Source organism: Tunturiibacter psychrotolerans, from assembly GCF_051013365.1.
In the GTDB taxonomy this organism is placed as follows: Bacteria; Acidobacteriota; Terriglobia; order Terriglobales; family Acidobacteriaceae; genus Edaphobacter; species Edaphobacter psychrotolerans_A.
In genome coordinates this window covers 2,865,633-2,890,304 of the sequence record NZ_CP132941.1, presented here as the reverse complement: position 1 = coordinate 2,890,304, position 24,672 = coordinate 2,865,633, and the positions used below count along the sequence as shown (strand labels likewise).

16 protein-coding genes and 1 tRNA gene are annotated in these 24,672 nt (G+C 58.8%); 7 read left to right on the top strand and 10 right to left on the bottom strand.

The features are described from left to right. Positions 1-131 precede the first annotated feature (131 nt). Positions 132-1,097: a phytanoyl-CoA dioxygenase family protein gene (locus tag RBB76_RS12075; protein WP_429631826.1), complete on the bottom strand. Its 966-nt coding sequence runs from the start codon at positions 1,095-1,097 to the stop codon at positions 132-134. Positions 1,098-1,514: 417 nt separating this feature from the next. On the opposite strand from RBB76_RS12075, the gene RBB76_RS12070 reads away from it, so the two are divergent. Beyond that, positions 1,515-2,417 carry a helix-turn-helix domain-containing protein gene (locus RBB76_RS12070; RefSeq protein ID WP_429631828.1) on the top strand — a complete coding sequence of 301 codons (903 nt, stop codon included), beginning with the start codon at positions 1,515-1,517 and terminating at the stop codon, positions 2,415-2,417. Between the two features lie 111 nt (positions 2,418-2,528). On the opposite strand, the gene pheS is transcribed toward RBB76_RS12070, so the two are convergent. From pheS to RBB76_RS12050, 4 genes are all read right to left on the bottom strand, one after another. Further along, complete coding sequence (pheS, locus tag RBB76_RS12065; protein ID WP_429631830.1) at positions 2,529-3,632, bottom strand: phenylalanine--tRNA ligase subunit alpha; 1,104 nt, start codon at positions 3,630-3,632, stop codon at positions 2,529-2,531. Positions 3,633-3,770: 138 nt separating this feature from the next. Further along, positions 3,771-4,187 carry a CRISPR-associated protein Cas5 gene (locus tag RBB76_RS12060; RefSeq protein WP_429631832.1) on the bottom strand — a complete coding sequence of 139 codons (417 nt, stop codon included), beginning with the start codon at positions 4,185-4,187 and terminating at the stop codon, positions 3,771-3,773. Between the two features lie 105 nt (positions 4,188-4,292). Then, positions 4,293-4,889 carry a redoxin domain-containing protein gene (locus RBB76_RS12055; RefSeq protein WP_429631834.1) on the bottom strand — a complete coding sequence of 199 codons (597 nt, stop codon included), beginning with the start codon at positions 4,887-4,889 and terminating at the stop codon, positions 4,293-4,295. A gap of 92 nt (positions 4,890-4,981) precedes the next feature. Then, a complete protein-coding gene (locus tag RBB76_RS12050) occupies positions 4,982-6,472 on the bottom strand; it encodes a UbiA family prenyltransferase (protein ID WP_429631836.1) in 1,491 nt (496 codons plus the stop codon). Between the two features lie 188 nt (positions 6,473-6,660). Between RBB76_RS12050 and RBB76_RS12045 the strand changes: the two genes are divergently transcribed. Genes RBB76_RS12045 through RBB76_RS12035 form a run of 3 tightly spaced genes read left to right on the top strand, consistent with a single transcriptional unit; the run spans position 6,661 to position 14,545 of the window. Next, positions 6,661-8,046 (top strand): efflux RND transporter periplasmic adaptor subunit, encoded by a 1,386-nt coding sequence (locus RBB76_RS12045; RefSeq protein ID WP_429631838.1) that lies wholly within the window; start codon positions 6,661-6,663, stop codon positions 8,044-8,046. After that, complete coding sequence (locus tag RBB76_RS12040; RefSeq protein ID WP_429631840.1) at positions 8,043-11,198, top strand: multidrug efflux RND transporter permease subunit; 3,156 nt, start codon at positions 8,043-8,045, stop codon at positions 11,196-11,198. Before RBB76_RS12045 ends, RBB76_RS12040 begins: the two co-directional genes overlap by 4 nt. Positions 11,199-11,218: 20 nt before the next feature. Continuing rightward, positions 11,219-14,545, top strand: a complete 3,327-nt coding sequence (locus RBB76_RS12035; RefSeq protein ID WP_429631842.1) for an efflux RND transporter permease subunit — start codon at positions 11,219-11,221, stop codon at positions 14,543-14,545. A gap of 137 nt (positions 14,546-14,682) precedes the next feature. Here RBB76_RS12035 and glgP read toward each other — a convergent pair whose 3' ends face one another. From glgP to RBB76_RS12015, 4 genes are all read right to left on the bottom strand, one after another. Further along, positions 14,683-16,479: an alpha-glucan family phosphorylase gene (gene glgP, locus RBB76_RS12030; protein WP_429631844.1), complete on the bottom strand. Its 1,797-nt coding sequence runs from the start codon at positions 16,477-16,479 to the stop codon at positions 14,683-14,685. 178 nt (positions 16,480-16,657) lie between these two features. Next, positions 16,658-18,043, bottom strand: coding sequence for a pyridoxal phosphate-dependent decarboxylase family protein (locus RBB76_RS12025; RefSeq protein ID WP_429631846.1), 1,386 nt, complete (start codon positions 18,041-18,043; stop codon positions 16,658-16,660). Positions 18,044-18,051: 8 nt separating this feature from the next. Next, entirely contained in the window at positions 18,052-18,351 is a 300-nt protein-coding gene (locus RBB76_RS12020) for a hypothetical protein (protein WP_429631848.1), read from the bottom strand. A gap of 37 nt (positions 18,352-18,388) precedes the next feature. Next, the gene (locus RBB76_RS12015; protein ID WP_429631850.1) at positions 18,389-20,050 is read right to left on the bottom strand and encodes an adenosine deaminase family protein; all 1,662 of its coding nucleotides are present in this window, start codon (positions 20,048-20,050) and stop codon (positions 18,389-18,391) included. A gap of 208 nt (positions 20,051-20,258) precedes the next feature. Here RBB76_RS12015 and RBB76_RS12010 point away from each other — a divergent pair. The 3 genes from RBB76_RS12010 (at position 20,259) to RBB76_RS12000 (ending at position 21,629) form a co-directional block, all read left to right on the top strand. Beyond that, positions 20,259-20,333, top strand: a tRNA-Phe gene (locus tag RBB76_RS12010). A gap of 382 nt (positions 20,334-20,715) precedes the next feature. Then, positions 20,716-21,306, top strand: a complete 591-nt coding sequence (locus tag RBB76_RS12005) for a hypothetical protein (protein ID WP_429631851.1) — start codon at positions 20,716-20,718, stop codon at positions 21,304-21,306. Beyond that, complete coding sequence (locus RBB76_RS12000; protein WP_433963550.1) at positions 21,303-21,629, top strand: tyrosine-type recombinase/integrase; 327 nt, start codon at positions 21,303-21,305, stop codon at positions 21,627-21,629. Before RBB76_RS12005 ends, RBB76_RS12000 begins: the two co-directional genes overlap by 4 nt. 246 nt (positions 21,630-21,875) lie before the next feature. On the opposite strand, the gene hrpB is transcribed toward RBB76_RS12000, so the two are convergent. After that, entirely contained in the window at positions 21,876-24,209 is a 2,334-nt protein-coding gene (hrpB, locus tag RBB76_RS11995) for an ATP-dependent helicase HrpB (protein WP_429631855.1), read from the bottom strand. Positions 24,210-24,672 lie beyond the last annotated feature (463 nt).

Here is a 24,672-nt window from a genome sequence, read left to right as displayed (position 1 = left end):
AGATCCCCTTCGGGGATGACAACAAAAAAACAAGCAACAGCAACATCAACAGCAAATGCAAGGATCCTTCCCCTTCGGCTGCGCTCTGGGTGGGGATGATGACCTTGGCGAGACAGTGAAAGCTGTTGAGTCTACCAGGGGTCGAGGCCCAGGAGTTTGCGGCCTAGTGGGGTTAGTTCTGCGGTTTTGTATTTGGTGCGTTCCCATTCGCGGGGGTCGCCGGGGAAGGCGAAGCCTTCGGGGGCGCGGCGTTCGCGCCAGGATTCGATGCGGCGCTGGCGGATCTCTTCGTTGCCTCCGTCGGCTGGCGTCATGGAGATGTATTGCGCTATGCGGGCTTTGTCTTCGGAGGTGTTGGGGCGGATGCCGTGGGTGAGGAGGCTGTTGAAGATGAGTAGGTCGCCGGCTTTCATGAGGACGGGCTTTAGTTCGTAGCCGGTGATGTCGGGTTTGAAGCCGTCGCGGTCGGCGGGTTGGGTCTTCTTCCAGGCTTCGAAGTTGCGGAAGATCTCGGGGACGCACTGGAAGCCGCCGGTGGATTCGTCTGTGTCGACCAGCGACAGGACGCCTTGGACGTTGACGGGGAGTGGGTCGAGGGTGGTGTCGACGTCGTTGTGGATGAAGCCGGTGAAGGCGCGGTTGCTGCGATTGGGGGTGTTGAGGTTGGCGCGGTCGATGGTGACCCAGAGTCGCTCGTCGTCCCAGATGTCGACGAAGGCGTCGTAGACGCGAGGCTCCTGACGGTTGTCCCAGAGGGTTTGGTGGTTGTAGACCTCGACCATGCCGCTGTTGTTGAGCTCCTTCATGGCGTGGTTGCGGAGCTGGGCGGCGTTCCAGGTCCCGACATCGTTGGGGTCCATCTCCTGAAACTCCCAGAGGAAGTTGCGGGTGCGCTCGACGTTGGCGGCGGGGACGGCCTGGCGGACGACGACGTAGCCGTAGGTCTGCCAGTGGTCGAAGTCGGCTTGCGAGAGGACGCGGAGGGGGAGTTTTTTCTTGATCTCGCGGAGGGGCTGGCGGGCGACTTCGATGTTGAGACTGTTTTCGCCGGGCTTGCCGACGACGTTGTGTTCGAGGACTGCGGTTTGGGTTCTCATGTTCGGTTCCGATCCTTTGTGCTGATTGCTTACGAGAGAACTTTAGAGCGAGGGGAGGGGGAGTTGTTGGCTTTGGGTGCCAATTACTGGTACTGGAATCTCATGGCGGTGGGCTGGATGGCTATAATTGCGTCGGCCTTTGGTTGTGTTCGTCTGAAACTAGTCAAGGAGGCGAAGCTTTCTTTTTGTCGGCAGATGACAGGCGACAGCAAAAGGCGAAATACGAGGGTTCTACACTGCGCCATGCGATAAGGGACGCACTGCTTCGGTCGAGATGACGATGTTTTTTGGGGGTGGGTTGAAGATAGACAACTGCAACCGCAGATCCCTACGGGATGACAAACAAAAGTACAGGCAACAACAACAACAACGACAACGACAGGTACGGGTTCACGTACAGGTATAGGTAACTTCGGGATGAAGCCGTTTTTGGAGCACATTAAGACTTCGAAAGATTCTTCGTGGGTGTTGTTTGACCGGCGGCTGCCTGCGATTCCGTTTGAGTGGCACTACAACAGCGAGTATGAGTTGACGCTGACGTTGAATAGCCGCGGGCAGAGGTTCATTGGGGACAACATCTCGCGGTATGACGATGGGGATCTGGTGCTGATTGGGCCGAAGATTCCGCATACGTGGTGCTCGAGTGAGGATGTGTGTAAGGAGAGGGAGCATCAGGCGCTGGTGCTTTGGTTCAGCGATGCGTTTGTGAAGGGGATGATCGATCCGCATGTGGAGCTGCGGCCGATTCGGCGGCTGCTGGAGCGGTCTTCGCGGGCGTTGACGTTTTCTGAGCCGGTGCGGGAGAAGGCGCGGGAGATTATTTCCGCGATGGTTGAGCAGGGGGCGGGGGCGCGGCTGACTGGGCTGCTGAACGTTTTGTTGTTGCTCGCGGAGGATGTGGGGAGCGAGCCGTTGGCCTCAGAGGCGAATCAGAGTGAGAGTTTTGCGGAGGCTACTGAGGAGCGGATCGGGAAGGTGATCTCGCATCTGCATGAGCACTATCGCGACGAGATGGTGGTGGAGAAGCTGGTGAAGGTTGGGGCGTTGAGTCGGAGCTCGCTGCATCGGCTGTTCAAGCGGCAGACGCGGATGACGATGGGGATGTATGTGGCGCATCTGCGGGTGGGGCACGCTTGTGCGTTGTTGCTGAATAGTGAGAAGCCGATTGCTGTGATTGCGGATGAGGTTGGGTATGGGAATTTGGCGAATTTTAATCGGCAGTTCAAAGGGCTGAAGGGACAGACGCCTCGGGAGTTTCGGAGAGCGTTTCAGCGTGTCCTGCCGGACGGGCCGCCTGCGCGGCGGGCGGTCACTTCGTGACTTGTGTACCCCTTCGGTTGGCGCTCCCGTTGGTCGCGAATAACTTCTTTGCCGACCATCGGGAGGCCCCGGGCGAAGCCGGTATACACGTCACGAAGTGACCGTAGGGCCTTAGGCGAATTGCTCTAAGAAGCGCATGTCGCCGGAGTAGAAGTGGCCTATGTCGGAGACGCCGTGGAGCATCATGGCGATTCGCTCGACACCCATGCCGAAGGCGAAGCCGGTGATCTTTTCGGGATTGTAGGCGTCGTCGGAGGGGTTTACTTTTCGACGCTCTGCGGTGACGGCGGCGAAGACGGCGGGGTCGACCATGCCGCAACCGAGGAGCTCGATCCAGCCGGAGTGTTTGCACTTGCGGCAGCCTTTGCCGCCGCAGAAGATGCAGGAGATTTGCACGTCGGCGCTGGGTTCGGTGAAGGGGAAGAACGATGGGAAAAAGCGAGTTTTTACGTCGGAACCGAAGAGGGCCTTCATGGCGTGGTCTAACGTTCCCTTTAGATCCGAGAACGTTATGTTGGTGTCGACGCAGAGGCCTTCGATCTGGTGGAAGATGGGCGAGTGGGTGGCGTCGGCGGCGTCGTTGCGGTGGACCTTGCCGGGGATGACGATGCGGATGGGTGGAGCCTGGGTGATCATGGTGCGGATCTGCACCGGGCTGGTGTGGGTGCGCATGAGGAGTCGGTCGCGTGATGGACGGGACTGCTGGTTTGCGATGACGAGGGTGTCCTGCGTGTCGCGTGCGGGGTGGTTCGGGGGGAAGTTGAGGGCTTCGAAGTTGTAGAAGTCGGACTCGACCTGGGGGCCGAGGTTGGTGCTGTAGCCGAGATGATGGAAGACGGAGACGATCTCGTGCATGGTCTTCAGGAGCGGGTGGGGGATGCCTGGGGTGCGGAGGGTGCCGGGGAGGGTGATGTCGATTCCCTGCACTGCTGATTTTATGGTGGTGGCGGGGGCCTCGAGGGCGGCTTCGATCTGCTGCTTGAGCTGGTTGAAGCGGATGCCGAGGGCTTTTTTTGCTTCGGGGGGCGCGGATTTTAGCCAGGCTTCGCTGATGAGCTTGAGGCGGCCTTGTTTGCGACCGAGCCAGTGGAGGCGGAAGGCCTCGGGGTCGCTGAGGGAGGTGGTTTCGAGGCGGACCTGTTCAGCGAGGGCGGCGAAGGCGGCGTCGAGCGAGTCGTCGTCGAAGTGCTGTAATGCTGTGATTTCGTCGGACATTTCCTATTCAGAGTAAATGAAAGGTTGATCGGAGAGTGGTTGCGATCGAGGGATGCAGCGGGTACTGCTCGGGAGGATGAAGAATGGCCCTGATGCCTGGCTTTGCCTTGAGCGATCAGGGCCGTTTAGGGTGTTCCACTAGCGGCCAGTCTGGCCGGATTTGCCGGTGGGTAGGATGTTTGGCGCTTCGATTGTGATTGGCATTGATTTGATGAGGATGGGACCGGATTTGGTCTCTTTTCGCCAGATGCGAATCAGCTCAAGCGTTTCGGCCTGGGTTATCTTGGCTAACTTGGTGAGCGGATCGCCTGCTTTGGCGTTCATCGGACGGACGATGGTTGCCTGGTTTATCCCGGGACGAATCCGGAGGAAGACTCCGCCGACTTCTCTTCGGTTTGGAGTTGGCAGCGTGGTCGCCATTCTAAGTTCGCCGTTCGGCTTCATGTTGTTGAGCGCGTATACGACGCAGTTTCCATCTTTCAGGAGTTCACGAACCAGATCCTTTACGAGCTCGGATTGATTGGCGTTGAACTCGATACCATGCACATTGGGCATTTTGCATGCCCCCCTTTCTGACTACTGAGGCAATGCTATCGAGGGGCGCATAAGTAGTTCGTAAATGGCGACTTGGACGGTGCCGGGTGTGCATGGAAAGGCTCTTCAGTCTTGTTCGCCGAAGACCTTGGCGTAGGTCTTTCCGTAGGGGTAGAAGCGATCGGTTTCGCCGCGTTGCCAGGCAGCTTTGTGCTCAGCATCGGTGATGTCCCAGTCGGGGCGGATTTTTTTTGTGACGGCGCGGAGATCCTGGCGGAGCTCTTCGAGGGTGGGACGTCCCCAGAACCAATAGCCGTTGTAGATCTTGAAGACGACGAGGCCGGGCTCGAGCACGAGAGTGTAGGGGATCATGGGGTTGTGGACGGGGTCGGTGTATTCGGCGATATCGAGATCTTTCTGGATGTGGCGGCCGGCGTCGGAGAGAAAGGGCCAGTGGGCGCCGACTCCGGTTCGGAACTCATTGGTCTCGGAGATGTTGTCGGTACTGATGGTGACGAGGCGGCTGTAGGCCACCTCCATCTCGGGGTGGAGTTGGCGGAGGAGTTCGGTCTGTCGGCGATCTTTCGGGCAGAAGCCTCCACGGCTCAGGACGAGCACCATGGGGTGTTGTCCCTGGAGGTCGGAGAGTTTGCGGCGGGTTGCGGTGTGGTCGCTTAGTTCGTAGTCGGGAAAGATGGCTCCGGGAACGATATCTGCACGCATGGAATGGGCTCCTGCTTTCATGATGCGCTTGGGAGGCTGTGGAAGAAGAGTTCTTTGGCGCGGAGGAATGGATTTTGATCTGAGCGCGGGAGTTAGAGCGCGGACAGCACGATGAGGACGACGAGGGCGCCCATGAGTAGACTGCGGCGGTCGGTGATGGCGTAGACGACGGGGTCTTCGTCGAGTTCGCCTCGGGAGGCCTTGAGCCAGAGGTTGCTGATCCAGAGGAGAAGGAGCGGGACGAGGAGCCAGAGGCGGTTGGTGTGGTGGTAGAGCTCGGCGGCGTCGAGGTTTGAGATGTAAAGGGTGAGGACGACGACGGACGCGTAGCCGCTGGCGGTGCCGAAGCTGCGGAGTTGTTCGATGTCGGCGACGTGGTAACCGCGGCCACCGGCTTTGACGCCGCCGCGCTCACGGAGGTTTTCGAGCTCGGCGAAGCGTTTGACGAAGGCGAGAGAGAGGAAGAAGAAGATGCTGAAGCCGGCGAGCCAGGTGGAGATGGCGACTCCGGTGGCGGCTGAACCGGCGATGATGCGGATGGTGTAGAGGCCGGAGAGCACGATGACGTCGACGAGGACGGAGCGTTTGAGACGAAGGGAGTAGGCGAGGGTTGTGACGAGGTAGATGCCGAGCCAGAGGAGGAAGTGGTAGGGGCGAGCGAGGCTGTAGCCGGGCGAAATAGTGGTGATGACACGGGGAACGAGAAGAGCGAGAACTAGCGAGGACGCAAGAAAGAGCACGACAACGGCGATGCCGGAGAGTGCGGAGAGGTCTCCGGAGGCGAAGGGGCGGCGGCGCTTGCGGGGATGCTGGCGGTCGGCTTCGAGGTCGAGGAGGTCGTTGACGATGTAGGTGGCGGAGGCGCAGAGACCGAAGCTGAGGAAGGCCAGGGCGGCTCCGGCGAGCAGGCCGGGGGTCCAGGCGTGGGCTAGGAGGAGAGGTAGAAAGATGAGGAAGTTTTTGGCCCATTGGTGGAGACGAAGGGCTTTGGGCCAGGCTTTGAGGGGGGAGATGGTCTCGTCGAAGGTGCGGGCGGGGGTGAGGCGGGCTTTGCGGAGGGCTGCACGGAGGCCGGGGGTGGGGTTGGCGACCATGGGCTCCTTGCAGTTTTGGAGCAGGGAGAGGTCGGGGGTGGCGTTGCCGATGTAGGAGAAGTTGTCGCCGAACTGGGACCGGAAGGCGGCGAGCTTGTTTTTGCCGGCGAGGTTGAGCTGGCCGTCGGAGGCGAGGACGCCGGTGAAGAGTCTGAGGTGGTCGGCGACGCGGTTGGCGGTGTCGGCGTCGGCGGCGGTGGCGAGGTAGATAGGGCGGCCGGTGGCGTGCTGTTGCTCAAGATATTGAAGGAGTTCACGGTTGTAGGGGAGATGAGCGACGTCGAGCTTGACGGTGGCGGCGAGGTGGCGTTTGAGGGCGGCCTTTCCCTCCAGGAGCCATACGGGGAGTTTCAGGAGGGCTGCCGGGTGGTGGCGGGCGACGGCGAGCGCGGAGTCGTGCAGGGTGTCGGACTTGACGAGGGTGCCGTCGAGGTCGACGCAGAGCACTGGCAGGGCAGCAGTGTCGATTGCGGGGGCCGGGAGAGGCAAAAGTGTCCTTCCTTACGTCTAACCAAGATATTAGGAACAAAATGCACTATGTTGCGTAGTTTCCAGCATGGCCGCCACGAAATACAGGGCTTCGGTAACTAAGGTCATTATCATTTATTCTTAGATATCTGGCACCGTAATCATTTTGTTCGTGCAGTGAATTTTCCCGAGAGAGCAGAGACCATCACATGCTGTCAGCACAGATTAACGAAAAAGAGCTGCACGATGGGGTAACGACGGCTGAGTCGCAGAAGACGCTGCGACAGGCCGAGCCGTTGCCCGAGGAGCCGAAGGGCTCGGGCGCGCGGAAGTGGATTGTGGTTCTGCTGATTGCGGCGGTGGTGGGGGCGGCGATCTGGAAGATCCGCCAGAATACGAAGGAGCAGAACGGCGTCCAGATGATGATGGCGGCGCAGGCGGACAGGCCGACGCCGGTGCAGGTGTCGTCGGTGCAGCAGAAGACGATGCCGATCTTTCTGACGGCGCTGGGAACGGTGACGGCGTACAACACGGTGACGATCAAGTCGCGTGTGGATGGGCAGTTGATGCAGGTGCCGGTGCGCGAGGGGCAGGCGGTCAAGCAGGGACAGGTGCTGGCTGAGATCGATCCGAAGCCTTACCAGGCAGCGCTGGAGCAGGCGCAAGGACAGCTGGTGAAAGACCAGGCGAACGCGGTGAATGCTCGCGCTGAGGCTGCGAGGTATGAGGCGTTGCTGTCTGCGGGCGTGGTTTCGAAGGAGAGCCAGCAGGCGCAGGCTTCGACGGCGGGACAGGCGGAGGGTTCGATCGCCTCTGATCGCGCGGCGATCCAGGCGGCGCAGGTGAATCTGGGATATACGAAGATTCTGTCGCCGATCAATGGAGTGGTTGGGTTGCGGCAGGTGGATGCTGGAAATATCGTGCATGCGTCCGATACGACTGGATTGCTTGTGGTGACTCAGCTGCAGCCGATTGCAGTGATCTTTACGCTGCCGGAGGATCAGCTGCCTGAGGTGTTGAAGCGGACTCGCGCGGGCGACAAGTTGGTGGTGGAGGCGTATGACCGTGCGGCTGCGACGCATCTGGCGACTGGGAGCCTGCTGACCGTCGATAACGAGATTGATACGACGACGGGAACGGTGAAGGCGAAGGCTGTGTTTGAGAACAAGGATGGCGCGCTGTTTCCGAACCAGTTTGTGAATGTTCGTTTGGTTCTGCAAGAGAAGCGGAATGCTGTCGTGATTCCGGCTTCGGCGCTGCAGACGGGGACGCAGGGCAACTTTGTTTATTTGTTGAAGGAAGGACAGCCTCCGGTTGATCCGCTGGCGAAGAAGGACGCCGACGGGCCGACGATCGAGCTGCCTGAGAATAAGACGAACTTTTATGTCGAAGCGCAGACGGTGAATGTGGAACTGACCGAGGGGACGCAGGTGATCCTGAACGGTGGCGTGAAGCCGGGCGATCAGATTGTGGTGGATGGGCAGGAGAAGTTGAAGAACGGGAGTAAGGTGTTTCCGAAGACTGCTCCGGTAAAGAGCGGCGATGGGACGACTGCGGAGTTGGGAACGACGAGCAGTGTGAGGCAGGGTTCGTGAGTCCTTCGAAACCATTTATTCTGAGGCCAGTGGCCACCTCGCTGTTGATGGTGGCCATTTTGCTTGCGGGGTTTGTCGCCTATGAGCAGCTGCCGGTGTCGGCGCTGCCGCAGGTGGACTATCCGACGATCCAGGTGCAGACGTTTTATCCGGGGGCGAGCCCTGAGGTGATGGCGTCGTCGGTGACGGCACCGCTGGAGCGGCAGTTTGGGCAGATCCCGGGGCTGAGCCAGATGACTTCGTCGAGCTCTGGAGGAGGCAGCGTGATTACGCTGCAGTTCGACCTGGCAGAGTCGATTGATATTGCGCAGCAGGATGTGCAGGCTGCGATCAATGCTGCGTTTACGTATCTGCCGAAGGACCTGCCGAATCCGCCGGTGTATAGCAAAGTGAATCCGGCGGATGCTCCGATTATGACGCTGGCGTTGACCAGCGATACGCTTCCGCTTTCGAAGGTGGAAGACCTCGCGGATACAGTGATCGCGCAGAAGATCTCGCAGCTTTCGGGCGTGGGGTTGGTGTCGATCAACGGTGGGCAGAAGCCTGCGGTGCGGATCCAAGCGAACCCGACTGCACTGGCCAACTATGGGCTGAGCCTCGAAGATATTCGTGCGGCGATCGGCACGACCAATGTGGATCAGGCGAAGGGCAATCTGAACGGACCGACCCAGACCTTCACGATTGGCGCGAACGATCAACTGCCTTCGAGTGTGGCTTATAACAATGTGATTGTTGCGTACCGGAATGGTTCGCCGGTACGACTGTCGGATGTTGCGAATGCGGTCGATAGTGCGGAGAACCTGTTTCAAGCGGCGTGGATGGGGACCGCGGCGCAGGCTCCTGCGAACGGGCAACCGGCTCGTGAGGCGGTGTTGAAGCCAGCCGTGATTGTGAACATCCAGCGGCAGCCGGGGGCGAACATCATCGGCGTGGTGGATGAGGTGCAGAAGATTCTGCCGCAGCTGCGGTCGACGATGCCGGCGACGGTTACGCTGCAGGTGCTCACGGACCGGACGAATACGATTCGGGCGTCAGTGAAGGACGTGCAGTTTTCGCTGGTGCTGACCATTGGGCTGGTCGTGATGGTGATCTTCCTGTTCCTGCGGTCGATTGCGGCGACGATTATTCCTTCGGTGGCAGTGCCGTTGTCGATTGTGGGGACGTTTGGGGTGATGTACCTGCTTGGGTATAGCCTCAATAATCTTTCGTTAATGGCGTTGACGATCTCGACGGGGTTCGTGGTCGATGACGCGATTGTGATGATTGAGAATATCGCGCGGTACCTCGAACAGGGGGATTCGCCGCTTGAGGCGGCACTGAAGGGGTCGGAGCAGATTGGGTTCACGATCGTTTCGTTGACGGTGAGCCTGATTGCGGTGCTAATTCCGCTGCTGTTTATGGGCGATATTGTGGGCCGGTTGTTCCGTGAGTTTGCTGTAACACTGGCGGTTACAATTTTGGTTTCGGCGCTGGTGTCGTTGACGTTGACGCCGATGATGTCGGCGAAGCTGTTGAAGCATACGCCGGAGAGTGAGCAGAGCAAGTTCTACAAGAAGAGCGAAGAGTTCTTCGAGTATGTCATTGCGAAGTACGCAGTGGGCGTGCGGTTTGTTTTGCGGCACCAGGTGGCGACGCTGCTGGTGACACTGGCTACGTTTGGGCTGACGGTTTATTTGTTTTTGATTGTGCCGAAGGGGTTCTTTCCGGTGCAGGATACGGGCGTGCTGCTTGGAATTACTGAAGCTCCGCAGACGGTGAGCTTCAACGCGATGAGCTCGCGGCAGCAGGCGTTGGCGAGGATCATCCTTCAGGACAAGGACGTAGAGAGTGTTTCGTCGTTCATCGGGATCGATGGGACGAACTCTACGTTGAATAGCGGACGTATACAGATCAACCTGAAGGATCGCGAGCAGAGGAGCTCGACGGCGCTGGAGGTGATTCAGCGGTTGGAGCCGAAGGTTGCGACGGTGGATGGGATTCAGTGCTTCCTGCAGCCGCTGCAGGACCTGACGGTGGAAGACCGTGTTAGCCGAACGCAGTACCAGTATTCGCTCGAGGATGCGAACGTCGATGAGTTGGCGATGTGGACCGACAGAATGGTCAACAGACTGAAACAGATTCCGATTCTTAGCGACGTTGCCAGCGATGAGCAGTTGAGCGGATTAGAGGCTCAGCTTGTGATCGACCGGGACACTGCATCGCGGCTGGGAATTACGCCGCAGAACATTGACGACACGCTGGATGATGCGTTTGCGCAGCGGCAGGTTTCGACGATCTTTACACAGCAGAATCAATATCACGTGGTGCTGGAGGTGGCTCCGAAGTATCAGCGAAATCCCGCGGCCCTCAGCAACATTTATGTGAAGAGCTCGAACGGGACGCAGGTTCCTTTGTCTGCGTTTACTCACTTTGAGGAGAAACAGACCCCGCTGGTGATCAATCACCAAGGTCAGTTCCCTGCTGTGACGATTTCGTTCAACCTGGCGCCGGGCAAGTCGATTGGCGATGCTGTGAACGCGGTGAATAAGGTCAAGGCGGAGTTGAATATGCCGCCGAGTGTGAAGGGCGAGTTCCAGGGATCGGCGAGGGCGTTCGAGGCTTCGATTGCGAATGAGCCGCTGCTGATTCTGGCGGCATTGATCGTGGTTTATATCGTGCTGGGTGTGTTGTATGAGAGCTATATTCACCCGATCACGATCTTGTCGACACTGCCTTCGGCGGGTGTAGGCGCGATTCTGGCGTTGCTTCTGTTTCATGTGGATCTGAGTGTGATTGCGCTGATCGGAATTATTCTGCTGATCGGCATTGTGAAGAAGAACGCGATTATGATGATCGACTTTGCGCTGGAGGCTGAGCGGGAACAGGGGATGACGCCGACGGAGGCGATCTACCAGGCGTGTCTGCTGCGGTTTCGGCCGATCATGATGACGACGATGGCGGCGCTACTGGGCGGATTACCGCTGGCACTCGGTACAGGCACGGGAAGCGAGCTGCGGCGGCCGTTGGGTATCACGATTGTGGGCGGACTGATTGTGTCGCAGGTGTTGACGTTGTTTACTACGCCGGTGGTTTATCTGTTCTTCGATCGGATTGCGCGCAGGTACCGGAAGGCTCAGAAGGATGTGGAGTTGCATGCGATGTCGGCGGATTGATGGTTAGGGACTAGAGAGCTATGCATTTTTCAGCACCATTTATTCGGCGGCCGGTAGCGACGTTTCTGTTGTCGCTGGCGGTGATTCTGGCGGGCGCAGTGGCTTACACGCTGTTGCCGGTGGCGAGTCTGCCGCAGGTGGAGTTTCCGGTGATCTCGGTGGGCGCGAGTTTGCCCGGCGCCGATCCGGAGACGATGGCTTCGTCAGTGGCGACGCCGCTGGAGCGGCAGTTCTCGAAGATCGCGGGTGTCAATGAGATGACGTCTTCGTCTTCGACCGGCACTGCTTCGATTGTGCTGCAGTTCGATCTGACGCGTGATGTGAATGGTGCGGCGCGTGATGTGCAGGCGGCGATCAATGCGGCGCGGAGCCAGTTGCCAGCAAACCTGCCGAGTAATCCGGGGTATTACAAGGTGAATCCTGCGGACTCGCCGATTATGATTCTGGCGCTGACCTCGGACACGATGAATATTCCGCAGTTGTACGACGCTTGCGACAGCATTCTTGCGCAGAAGATCGCGCAGATACCGGGTGTGGGGCAGACTTTCTGCGGAGGCAGCTCGAAGCCGTCGGTACGGATCGAGGCGAATCCGCTGCAACTGGCGCACTACGGTGTGGGGTTGGAAGCGGTGCGGGCTGCGATCGGCACAGTGAATGTAAATCAGCCGAAGGGGTATCTGCAGGACGATACGCGACGGTGGAGTGTTAGTGCGACGGATCAGTTGTTTGGCGCGGCGGAGTATGCTCCGTTGATTGTTGCAACGGACAGGGGGCCGGTGAGTTCGGCTCCAGCAAGTTCGGGGCTGCCTGCTTCCGTGGCTAGCGCGTTGACGAGCAATCCGCAGGCTGTGAGTGGAGGAACGGGTTCGACCACTACTACCGCGAGCACCGCTGCTTCAGCGGGCACAAACAGTCCGGTTGCGACTCCGGCCGCGACTGCGTCTACGGGGATGACGGCGGGACCGGCAACTGCGCATGGCATCGTCCGGATCGAGGACGTCGCGAAGGTGGTGGACAGCGTTGAGGATGTCCATGGCACCGGCGTGTTTAACGGCAAGCCCGCAATTCTTGTGATCGTGTTCAAGACCTCGACGGCGAACGTGATCGAGACCGTGGATAACGTGAAGAAGATGCTGCCGTTGCTGGAGGCGTCGATTCCGCCGGCGATTTCGGTGCATGTTGCGTTGGACCGCACGACTACGATTCGCGCGTCAGTGAAAGATGTGACGCGAACGCTGGTGATCTCGATTTTGCTTGTGATCCTGGTGGTGTTTTTGTTCCTGCGTGAGGTGCGTTCGACCTTGATTCCGACGGTCGCGGTGCCTTTGAGTCTGCTGGGAACGTTCGCGGTGATGTATCTGCTGGGGTATACGCTGGACAATCTTTCGCTGATGGCGCTGACGATCTCGACCGGGTTTGTGGTCGATGACGCGATTGTGGTGATCGAAAATATCAGCCGTCATCTTGAAGCTGGAATGTCGCCGTACCAGGCGGCGATGTTGGGTTCGAAGGAGATCGGGTTTACGGTGGTTTCGATGAGCACGTCGCTGATTGCGGTGTTCATTCCGATTCTGCTGATGGGTGGGATTGTTGGGAGGTTGTTTCGCGAGTTTGCGGTGACGCTGTCGGTGGCGATTATGGTGTCGCTGGTGGTGTCGCTGACGACAACGCCGATGTTGAGCGCGAAGTTTCTTGAGGCGCACAACAAGCGGAAGCATGGATGGTTTTATCGCGCAGGCGAGCGGGCGCTCGAGTGGCTGGCGGCTGAGTATGAGCTGGGACTGCGGTGGGTGCTGAAGCATCAGAAGCTGGTGCTGACGATCACCGTGTTGACGTTTGTGCTCAATGTTTATCTGTACATTCTGGTGCCGAAGGGATTCTTTCCTGAGCAGGACGCGGGTCGCATCGGCGGACAGGTGCAGGGTCAGCAGGACGTTTCGTTTCCTGAGTTGAAGAAGAAGGTGCTGGCGCTGGCGGCGATTGCGGGGAAAGATCCGGGAGTGCAGGATGTGACGGCGTTTGCCGGCGGACGAGGGAACGTCAACTCGGGCTTTATGTTTATGTCGCTGAAGCCGGATGCAGAGCGGAAGAAGACGGGAGACACTGCGCAGGTGATCGTGGACCGGCTGCGGCCGCAGATGACCAGCGTTCCGGGCGCGATCATGTATCTGCAGGCTTTTCAGGATCTGCGGATCGGTGGGCGGAACACGGCGACAGAGTACCAGTACACACTGACGGCGGATAACCTGAAGGAGTTGAACGAGTGGGGGCCGAAGCTGGAGGCTGCGATGGACCAGCTGCCGCAGATTAAGGACGTTGCGACGGACGAGCAGCAGGAGGGGTTGCGTGGACAGCTGGTGATCGATCGGGCTACGGCGAGTCGCCTGGGAGTTTCGCCGCTGACGATTGATTCGACGCTGTCGGATGCGTTTGCTCAGGCACAGGTTTCGACGACGTATATGCCGCTGAATCAGTACCACGTGGTGCTGGAGGTTCCGCCGGAGTTTCAGGAAGATCCTGATGCGCTGAAGAATATCTATGTGAAGAGCACGACGGGAGCGATGGTTCCGCTGTCGGCGGTGACTCACTTTGAGACACAGAGAATTCCGCTGGCGGTGAATCACCAGTCGCAGTCGCCGGCTACGACGCTGTCGTTCAATCTGGCGCCGGGGGCTTCGCTGAGTGAGGCGACGCAGGCGATTCAGCAGGCGCGGGTGGACATCGGAATGCCTTCGGCGATTCATGGTGGGTTTGCAGGATCCGCGCAGGCTTTCAAGGATTCGCTAAAGAGCGAGCCGTGGCTGATTCTGCTGGCTCTGGTGGCGGTTTATCTTGTGCTCGGGATTTTGTATGAGAGCTTTATTCATCCGTTGACGATTCTGTCGACGCTGCCTTCGGCTGGCGTGGGTGCGATTGTGGCGCTGCTGCTGTTCAAGGTGGACCTGAGCGTGATCGCGATGATCGGGATCATTCTGCTGATCGGGATTGTGAAGAAGAACGCGATTATGATGATCGACTTCGCGCTGTTGGCGGAGCGGCAACATGGGAAGACGCCGCAGGAGGCGATCTTCGAGGCTTGTATGCTGCGGTTTCGGCCGATCATGATGACGACGATGGCGGCGATGCTGGGTGGGTTGCCGCTGGCGCTGGGACGCGGAGCTGGGAGCGAGACGCGGCGGCCGCTGGGAATCACAATTGTGGGTGGTCTGATTGTGTCGCAAGCGCTGACGCTGTTTACTACGCCGGTGGTTTATCTGTTCTTTGATCGGGTGAGGGGCAGGTTTGCGCGGATGGGACGGAGACGACGGGCTGGGCGGCGGGTGGCAGAGGTTGTGGCTGGGGATTAGTTACTGGAAAAGACAACGGCGTGCTGCGCGCACGGCGCGATCTGCCATCGAGGCTGAAGCGCCTTCGGCGCCTTTCCGCGGCAAAGAAAACAGGCAACGACCGATTGGCCGTTGCCTGTGGAATTGCTTGGTTCGGATTAGACGAGTGCGGCTTCGGCGACTACTGTGTCGGTGGAGCGACGGTGTTCGAGATAGCTGGTCTGGACTGAGGAGAGTGGCGTGGCGGGAAAGTACGAGTTTTCAAAGTACTGGGCGAGCATGCGGTGAGTGTTGAAGAAGCTGCCGTTAATGGCGACGCAGTGCTGCTGCATGCGCGACCAGGCCCCGGGGTTCGCATACATGGGGGCGACGGACTTCTCAAGCTTTTCATAGAGGCTGGTGGCTTCGGCGGCTTCGTCTTCGCCGTTTTCGATAGCCCAGCCAGTGGTGTTTTCGGCACAACCTTCGATCCACCAACCGTCGAGGATGGAGAGCGACGGAACGCCGTTGAGGGCGGCCTTCATGCCCGAGGTGCCGGAGGCCTCGTAGGGCCGGCGGGGGGTGTTGACCCACACATCGACGCCCTGGGTGAGGAGAGCGCCTAACTCCCAGTCATAGTTTTCGATGTAGTAGATCTTGAGAGCCGAAGAGTTGAGTTTCGCCGCGGAGGCAAAGACGTCGCGGATGAGACCTTTGCCGGCGGTGTCGGCCGGGTGTGCTTTGCCGGCGTAGAGAATCTGCAGGCCGCCGATCTTTTCCGCGATCTCGACTAAACGCTTGGGGTCGTGGAGGAGAAGGCTGGCGCGCTTGTAGGTGGCGACGCGGCGGGCGAAACCGAGGGTCAGAACGTTGGGGTTGAAGTGATGGCCGGCGCGTTTCGCGATGGTGCTGAAGAGGCGAAGCTTACCCTTGTTGTGAGCAGCAGCGATGCGGGCGGGGTCGATGCCGTAGACCGAGCGAAAGTATTGATTGTCGGTGCGCCAGTTGGGAATCTCGCCATCGAGAAGCTCTTGAAAATGGGGGGAGAGCCAGGTGGCGGCGTGAACGCCGTTGGTGATGGAGTAGACCTTGTAGCCGGGGAACATCTGTTGGGAGACCTTGCCGTGCTGCATGGCGACGCCGTTGACGAAGCGCGAGAAACGCAGAGCGATATAGGTCATGTTCATGAGGCCATTGTGAAGACAGCCGAACTGCTCGATGGCAGCGCCGCGGTCGTGGCCGAGAACCTGGTACATCTGGTCGACGCCGAACTGGTCGTGGCCGGCGGGGACGGGAGTGTGAGTGGTGAAGACGCATTGCTGACGGACGGATTCGATATCGGCTTCGGTAGCGTCTTTGAGGGGGATGCCGGCGAGGTGATCTTCGAGAAGGCCGATGGCCAGGAGGGCGGCGTGGCCCTCATTCATGTGATAGACTTTGGGTCGACAGGCAAGCGCTTCGAGAAGAGCTACGCCGCCGAGGCCGAGCACGGTCTCCTGACAGAGGCGGTAGTAGGTGTCGCCGCCGTAGAGGTGATCGGTGAGGCGACGGTCCCAGGGGTCATTGCCTTCGACGTCGGTGTCGAGGAGGAAGACGGGAATGATGTGGCCGGTGACACCTACGACATCGAAGCGCCAGGCGCGAACGAGGACCTGACGGCTCTGCAGGGTGAGGGCGATGATTCGGTTGGCGCTGGGAAGCGTCGTATCAGGAGACCATGGAACGTCGGCTTCGGTCTGCTGGCCTATGTCGGAGAGTTTCTGACGGAAATATCCGCGGCGATGGACAAGCGAGATCGCGACCATGGGGGCGGCGGTGTCGGCTGCGGAGCGAAGGGTGTCGCCGGCGAGCATGCCGAGGCCACCGGAGTAGGTGGGTACGGCGGGAGATAGAGCTATCTCCATAGAGAAATAGGCGATGGTGCGGGTGGAGAGATCGGGAGTCGAAGGAGGGGTGAGAGCGGAGGGAAGAGTCATGCGTTGGTGGTTCCTTTTCTCATCCGATTATGTATCTCGTAACGTCGGTGGCCTAAGTTGCGATGTCACAACTTCTATCGGCGGGAGATGCGCTACACGAGATCCGGAGACAGATCGTTGGAGCTTCGAATTTAGGTGATTCTACCAAAGGGAGCTCCATCAAAAGATGGAACTCCGGTTAGGTTACGTTGGTTCTATTGGGGTATTGACCGGTAACCGTGTTGGCGGCGGCCTGAAGGCGTTGCCACAAGTGGTCTAACCAAAGGAGATGCTCGGGCTTCATCAGTACGGACCGGAGGCAGGTCACAGTTTTTTCGGTGTTTTTTGAGGAGGTATCTTTCCATGTATCTTGTGGAAAAAACCGCACCGGAAGTTTCGCCAGAGCAATATGAAGGTCGATTTTGGCGGCTTCGTCGAAGATGGACTGCGCGAGGGCTGAGGAAGCCTCGGGAGTGGGGGCGTTGGCGGCCCAGAAGACGATGTCGAGTTGAGGAGAGCCGGATGGGGTGAGGAATTGAGTGCTCTGGGTTAGACGGCGATGGAGTTCGTGCGCGGCGGCGTGGCCGTCCTCGAGACCCTGGGCGAAGATGCCGCCGGGGGTGTAGGGGAGAAGCTGTTGGGTCGCCCAGAGAGCTACGGCGGAGGCTCCGGCTCGGGAGCACTCGAGGGAGATTTCGCCGAGATGGAGGTCCTTTGAGGAGAAGTAGGTGTAGGGGGAGTCGTGTTTGTAGAAGCGGCCGACGGTGGGGTCGCGGAAGAGGATGGAGCCGCAGCCGTAGGGCTGGAGTCCGTGCTTGTGGGGGTCGATGACGATGGAGTCGGCGTGGGGGATGGCGTCGAAGGCGGCGCGGGTCTCGGAGGAGAGGTTGGAGGCGAGGGTGAAGTAGCCGCCGTAGGCTGCATCGACATGGATGCGGAACTCGTACTTTTTCTGGAGGGTCAGGATCTGGTCGAGCGGGTCGACGGAACCGATGGCGGTTGCGCCTAAGGTGACGACGACGGTGCCGATGTCTTTCGTTGCGAGGAGCTGTTCGAGAGCGGCGAGATCCATGCGGCCGCGCGCGTCGGAGGGAACGGTGACGAAGGGCAGGCCGAGGACGCTCGAGATGCGGCTGTGAGTGTAGTGGGCCTGATCGGAGGCGGCGATTGCTTTGCCCGGCATGAGCTGGCCAGACACCCAGAGGGCTTCGAGGTTCGCGAAGGTGCCTCCGCTGGTGAGATGGCCGAGATGCTGGGGCCAGTGAAACATCTTTGCGATGGCGGCTACGGCTTCGATCTCCATTGCAGAGCTGGCGCGACCGCCGTCGAGAGCGTGATTGTTCGGGTTGACCGACATGGCAAGCGCGTATGCGGCGCGGGCGATGGGGTGAGGCGGCTTGAGCATCTGTCCGGCGTAGAGGGGGTGGGCGTAGGGGTAGTTGTCGTGCAGGCGCTCGGCTACCTGATGGAGAATCGCTGAGGCTGATTCGTCCAGCGGGGGCGTGGGGTTTGGAGGCAGGTTGGCGAATCCGGCGTCCAGGTGACGCTGTGCTTCGTTTAGAAGTTGGAAGAGATTGTCTGGCATGAGATTTCTTAGAAGGTGGAACGGGTGAGGAAGCCGAATTTCATCATGAACCCGACAATGGCTGCGAAAACAAAGGCGATTGTCATCCAAGGCGCAGAGACCCGGAGACGCTTCATCAAAAGTTCGATGAGGACAATAAGAAGATATACGACGAATGCGATGAGAAGGCCGTCGGCGATAAAGATGCGCGTGCCGGTCGGGGTTGTGCTGAGGACATGCTCGATGTGGAACGGCGGAAAGAGAGAAAAGGCTCCGAAGACGATCAGGAAAAGAAAGAACTGGAGGATGGTGATGATGGCTTTTTTCATGGGCTCTGGAGATGAGTTTAGCGTGCGCGGCCAGGACTTAGGGGAGGCTGGATTCGAAGAGATCGAAGCGGTGTTCGAGCTCCCACTGTTCAGCAGCTTTTTCGCTGGATTGGAGAAAGCTCAGGCAGTTCGGGGTAGGATTCGCGGCTCCGAGCGGCTGTCCGGCACAGGCAGAGACGGTTTTGGTAAACGCGTCAGGCTGTTGCCAGAGGCTGGGCCCGGGGAGAAAGTTATGCTCGAGGCTGGTGCGGGCAGATTGTTTGAGGTCGAGGTAGGAGAGGTTGAACTCCATAGCGGCGCGTGTGTACTCGTTGGTGAGATCGATGCGGGAGACGCCCTCGTCGTCGGTGGAGAGAGCGATGGGGACGCCGGCGGCTCGATAAGTCGGTAGCGGGTGCCATGGCGCGGTGACACCGAGGATGACATCGTTCGAGGTGAGATTGATCTCAACCATGATGTGCCGGTCTGCTAATTCTTTCAGCAACGCCTGAGGATCGTTCTCATACATGACGTCGACGCCGTGACCAATGCGTTCGGCATGGCCTAAGTCAACGGCCTCGCGGATGTGGAAGCGAAGACCGTCGGGAGGGACGAGGCCTGGAGCGATCTCGCCAGCGTGAAGCGCGATGTGAATCTTTGGGTAGACGCTGTGAAGGTAGTCGAGCATAAGCATCTGGCGGTGATACTCGGACATGGATAAGTATCCGTCTTCGGGTTGCACAAGGTTGATGCCGACGACGCGAGGGTCGACTGAAGCAACCTCGAAGGCTAGCAGCATTTGTGCGAAGACATGTTGCGGAGGAAAGGCGCGGAGAACCTGGTAGAGAAAGCGAACTTTGACGGAGCAGGCAGCTCGAGCACTGGGCTGGCCGCAGTTTTCGATGCGATCTCGTGCGTCGAGGGCGTCGTCCAGTTGTTTGCGATCGACGGCTACCTCGTCGCGGAGGCCTACCTTGAGGAGCGTGTCGCGAAGATGGCTGAGATCTTCGCGGGTGGTGCCGGTAGCGTCACCGGTGCGGTTTTGCGCGGGATCGGCGGGTGTGGTGGGCCACTCAATGTTGGAAACGATTTTGGAGAGGTCAGTGAAGGTTGGTGTCTCCATGACCTCGAGGTATTGCTCGTTCTGAGACGCAGCGCGGGTGGCCACTTCGTCGAGCCACTCTCCTGTATGAGATTTATTGAGGCTGCGAAAACGGTCGAAGGTGGCGAAGAACTGATCGTGTCCGCTGACGCCCGCGCTGGGCACAAAGGCACGCATGGAGAAGGCATCGACGAGAGCATCGTAGAGCTTCTGGTCTTTGAAGGCGTCCTCGGCGCGAACATTGCCTTCACCACAGACGGGCTGCGGCGGGATGCTTCGGGTGGTGGCGTCTGGTTTAAAGAAGCTGTGCGTGGCGGGGTTGACGCAGAGGATATCTGCAGCGCCATTCTTGATGAAGGTCTCAGCATAGACCGCGCCCGCGAGGTGCATGTGCAGATCCGCTCCCTTTGGCATGCGGGTGAGGAAGGCGTTGAGCTGGAGTGGACTTTCTCTTGCGGCGTTGAAAGCCTTGATGGCTCGCTGTTCGTGCGGCGCGGCGGCGGCGGTTGCCTTGGTAGTGGCCGGTGCGGATGATTTCGCTGCGACTTGCGCGTGGGCGGCAATGACGAGACAGAAAAGAAATGATGCAGGAGTAAAGTTTCGGGAACAAAGGAGCATAGGCATCCTAGCGTTAAGTTTCAGGTAATGAGAAAGGATAGCGCGAGCGGGGAGAGTTGGCGGTACAGCTCGGGATTGCTATACTTAGAATGCGTTTGCGTTGCTGGCTCCCGCCGGCGATGGGCTCCCCTGAAAAGCCGGGGCGACAGATGTAGTATCAGCGCACGGTGGTTCTTGGCGATCCCCGATAACAGGCGTTGCATGCCAAGGCCAGATAGCTCAGTGGTAGAGCGCGGCCCTGAAAAGGCCGGCGTCGGCGGTTCGATCCCGTCTCTGGCCACCACTTTATAATCAACAACTTAGATGGTGCTCTCCGGAAAGTGCAAGAGGATTTGCAAGAGTGCGATGCTACTCTTTTGCAATGCACGAACTGAGCCCTGCTTTGCTCCGCCCCAAAAGTCAACCTGTCTCCGTTTATACGCGCCACTCTGCAGATTGCTCCAAGAAGGGGAGCCGCAGTGGAGGCGTTGTAAGTGTGCGAAATACCTCTACCTATTGAGGGGCGGGAAGGACACGACTGTGTCCGCGAAGACCCGCTCTTGGGAAAAAGCCGAACAACAGGCCCAGGAGATTCGGGAGAGTTGGGATCCGGTCAAGCAGAGGCTCGGTGAGTTGGATGAACTCAAGCAGGCTCCGAGCTTGGCGAGGCCACGATCACCCATGCTTTGGAACGGTGGCTCGCGTCCGTTAAAGCGGACAGCGACTCCGGCAACGAGCATACGCATAGCAAATATCGGACCGCCGCTAAACATATCGGAGCCTGGGCGCACGCAAACCATCTGATCCGTCTCAGCCAGATTACGCCGGATGCTCTCGACCATTGGAAGAGCTCATGGTCGCCCAAGGCGAAAACTCCTAATGATCGTATCGGCAAGACGACTGCGGGCAGGAGGCTGGAGAAGGTCAAGAGATTTCTTGGCTACTGCGTGAAGGTGCACTGGCTTGCGACAAACCCCGCCACCGAGTTGAAAGCCATCAAGCCTGACCCAAGTGTGACGTGGCCGTTATTGAGTGGCCGCTATGAAAAGGTGATTGCCGCGACCTATGAGTATGACAAGCGTGCCCGTCGTCCCTCCGATCAATTCGGCGCCGAAATGAGAGCGATCATCGAGTTGATGCGGTGGACAGGCCTGCGGATTGGCGATGCTCTGATGTGCGCCAAGTCGAGGATTCAGGGAAACCGTTTCAGTCTCACAACCCAGAAAAGCAAATCTGCCCTGACCGTCCTGATTCCTGACCACGTTATCGCCGCTTGAACGCTCTTCCCACTCGAGCGGATGTTCATCCGGACTATTTCTTTTGGAGTGGGAACTCAAAGCACAAGTCCCTGACAGGTCGATGGCAGCGCAAATTGGAACGTCTTAACGACCATCTTGCCATTGCGAAGGACGATGGAACACCCATGAGATTTCATTCGCACCAATTGCGCGACACCTTTGCTGTTGCTCAGCTTCTAAATGGAACCAGCATGCAGGATTTATCCAAGATGCTGTCGCACAAGTCGATAAAGATTACCGAAAAATACTACTCTCCGTGGATCCCCGAAAGGCAGGCGGCACTCGAGCGGGCGGATGGCTGAAGCACTCATCCAGATGGGTGTTTCGGTTAGTCTATAAACTCTTAATCAGACCGATGGCGATCGAACCAACGGTTGGCAGCTCTCAGAGTCAAACATCATCTCAGATAGGCACCTACACTTGGCCCAAAAAAGGCTTCTTCACAATGGCAATTCGCCATTCTGTGCATCACCACGTGAGGATGAGGCTCTTAGCCAAAAATGCACGGCTGGATTTCTTCAGGCGAGTCGGCAAGTGATTGGATCAACTTACGGATGCTCAGGCCAAGAGTGTTTAGGATATCGGCGCATCAGTTCACGACGTAGCTGCGGATAGAGTCTCGTCCAGAATCCGGCAAGATCTGTCGTTGTCTGCACTGCCCTCTGGTTCGGCGCGAGCAGGTGGATCACCAGCGGCATGTTGTTGACCCCAACGCGCGGTGTGTCTCTCATCCCGAAAAAGTCCTGAAGGCGAGACGCGATCCATGGGGGCTTGTCGCCTTCGTAGTGAATCTTGGCCTGACGCCCGCTCTGCAGTCGAACGCTCACCGGAGCGAGTTCCCGCAAGAGCTGCTGATCTACCTTTTGCTCTAAAAGAAGCACGAAGCTCTTCGCGGCATCCTTCAGATCGGCGAAGCTTCGAAGTCCCGAACACAATTCACGCAGTGTTTGCGGAATATCGGGCTGAGCAAGACCAGCGAACTCAACCCGGGCTTGGAATTGCTTCAACGAGTCTCCATCAACGAACCGCTCGATGCCAATTTCCAGGGCCTTGCTCCAGAGCAGATCGGATGCTGCCTCCATCTCTGGCTGCGTATCTCGGGATTCCTGTATCACTAGATCGTCGTATAACAGCGTGCTGACTGCTTCGACTCGTTCTGCGAGACGATTCCATTTCACGCTGGATTGTTCGCGCACACGATCCGGAAAGAGGTCGATCAGCCATTCGGGCTCGACTCGGGACGTCGTGCGTACCAACGGAAGAGGCTTGTCCTTGCGATCCTCCGCATCGATCGCAACCATGAACTCATATACAGGTGGCTCGCCTGCGATTTCAGCCGAGACGCCTGTCGACAACCGCACCTGATTCCCCGCTCTCCGTCGTGCGACTCGATCGGGGAAACCGGCAAGGACCGATATGAGCAACGCATCGTCTTCGTGTTTGAGTTGCTTCGAAGGGCGAGCGATGCGACGGAGCTGCTCAACGTGCTGAACGGTGCGGTAGTCATGTCGCGACTCCATTGCGTCAAGAAGGTCTCTTTTCTCGCTCCGTGTCTCCGACTCAAGCAGAGCCACCGCGAGACATCCGTCCTCACCTACGCCGCGGTTTATGGCCTCTACCAGGATGCGCGACAACCGAGGAGACAAGGGATATCGCGCCAGTCTGTCGACCATCTTTCCGGTAGCCCCAAGGCTGTCGAGTAACGACTCGGCGTTTTGAAGTGCCGACATTGGCGGCGCGTCCAGCCAATTCACCATGTTGGAGTCGTATATCTGCATCGCCCGCAGGGTCAGGCACAACTGGGATAAGTCGCTGCGCAGTATCTCTGGCGTCTCCTGATTCGCACGAAGCAAATAGTCTTCCTCAGAGTAGAGACGGAGCGCTTTACCTGGCCCCGTGCGCCCTGCTCGGCCAGCTCGTTGCTTCGCCGACGCTTTGCTTACTCGACCGAGGTGCAGAGTCGGTAAACCGGTCCATGGAGAGTAGGTGGCAACGCGAGCCAGACCACTGTCGATGACAGCAGTTACGCCCTCAACCGTCACTGAACTCTCCGCGACATTGGTGGCAAGAATGAGCTTTCGTTGTGGACTAGGGGAGACCGCCCGGTCCTGTTCTTCTGGTGACAGATCGCCATGCAGCGGTAGCACGAGCAGCCCGGCTCGGCGAGCAACGGCCTCGCACTCTCGCGTCGTGCGCCGTATCTCCGCAGCTCCAGGCAGAAAGACCACGGTGTGGCCGAGATTTCCGTCGTCGAGCAGCCACTCCACTGCGCCCTTCACCTGTACGTGAATCGGCGCTGGAGAGTACGGTAGATGCTTGATTGTGAGTTCGAACAGCCGTCCCTCGGACCGCAGTATCGGACAACCATCCAGATACAGCGCCACAGGAGCGGCATCGAGCGTAGCCGACATCACCACGATCCGCAGATCTGGCCGCGTTCGCTGCAGTCGCTTTAACAACGCCAGAGCGAGGTCACTGTCGAGGTGTCGTTCGTGGAACTCATCTAGTACAACGGCATCGACGCCCTTGAGGCTAGGATCCGAAAGCAGCCGTCTCGTAAAGAGGCCTTCCGTGACAAACCGCAGCCGTGTGCCCGGTCCGACTGCTTCCTCAAACCGAACTTGATATCCGACAGTCTCACCGACCTGTTCGCCTAGTTCCCAGGCGACTCGCCGAGCCGCCAGTCGTGCAGCTATCCGACGCGGCTCGAGGACCATTACTTCACCCCGGACAATCCCGAGCAGAGCAGGTGGCACACGCGTCGTTTTACCCGCGCCCGGTGGCGCTTCGATGACCAAGTTTGGGTTGTGCTGCAGAGACGAGATGATCTCCGGCAACAGAACGTCCACCGGAAGAGGAGATGTGCGGCTCACTTCTTCCATCGAACACGATCAGTTGAAGGACGTCAATCGACCACATCATCGAGCACACTTCACATCACCGCAACCTCCCTCAGAACCATTGCTAGCGGGCGGCTAGTGACACCGATTGACTGAGCGGTACCAGTGTTCTACACCGACATACTTTTGTGGACGCTTATCGCAACACTCTCGGGGATCCGGAGAGAACAATAACCCACGCTTGTTCCGCAGCTCTGGGCGGTCAACCTTCAGGACGCCGGGTTCGTCAGCAAAGATCTTCCTGACTACCTTCGGGCTCAAACTCCATTGCTCCGCCAACTCCGTCGCCTTATAGTGCCTCTCCAGTGCCCTCACTGCCGTACGCCCCTCGATCGCCCCTTACATTCGGAACGATGAGGGCTAATACCCAGTGAGAGGGCCGGACAGTGAATATCGACTGAAATTATTTTGATTGAGTCGCTAACCTCAGCGGACAATGCGTTGT

Coding starts and splice junctions, on each gene's coding strand:
- RBB76_RS12075 (WP_429631826.1), bottom strand. CDS start 1,097: ATGAGAACCCAAACCGCAGTCCTCGAACACAACGTCGTCGGCAAGCCC.
- RBB76_RS12070 (WP_429631828.1), top strand. CDS start 1,515: ATGAAGCCGTTTTTGGAGCACATTAAGACTTCGAAAGATTCTTCGTGG.
- pheS (WP_429631830.1), bottom strand. CDS start 3,632: ATGTCCGACGAAATCACAGCATTACAGCACTTCGACGACGACTCGCTC.
- RBB76_RS12060 (WP_429631832.1), bottom strand. CDS start 4,187: ATGCCCAATGTGCATGGTATCGAGTTCAACGCCAATCAATCCGAGCTC.
- RBB76_RS12055 (WP_429631834.1), bottom strand. CDS start 4,889: ATGCGTGCAGATATCGTTCCCGGAGCCATCTTTCCCGACTACGAACTA.
- RBB76_RS12045 (WP_429631838.1), top strand. CDS start 6,661: ATGCTGTCAGCACAGATTAACGAAAAAGAGCTGCACGATGGGGTAACG.
- RBB76_RS12035 (WP_429631842.1), top strand. CDS start 11,219: ATGCATTTTTCAGCACCATTTATTCGGCGGCCGGTAGCGACGTTTCTG.
- glgP (WP_429631844.1), bottom strand. CDS start 16,479: ATGACTCTTCCCTCCGCTCTCACCCCTCCTTCGACTCCCGATCTCTCC.
- RBB76_RS12025 (WP_429631846.1), bottom strand. CDS start 18,043: ATGCCAGACAATCTCTTCCAACTTCTAAACGAAGCACAGCGTCACCTG.
- RBB76_RS12020 (WP_429631848.1), bottom strand. CDS start 18,351: ATGAAAAAAGCCATCATCACCATCCTCCAGTTCTTTCTTTTCCTGATC.
- RBB76_RS12015 (WP_429631850.1), bottom strand. CDS start 20,050: ATGCTCCTTTGTTCCCGAAACTTTACTCCTGCATCATTTCTTTTCTGT.
- hrpB (WP_429631855.1), bottom strand. CDS start 24,209: ATGGAAGAAGTGAGCCGCACATCTCCTCTTCCGGTGGACGTTCTGTTG.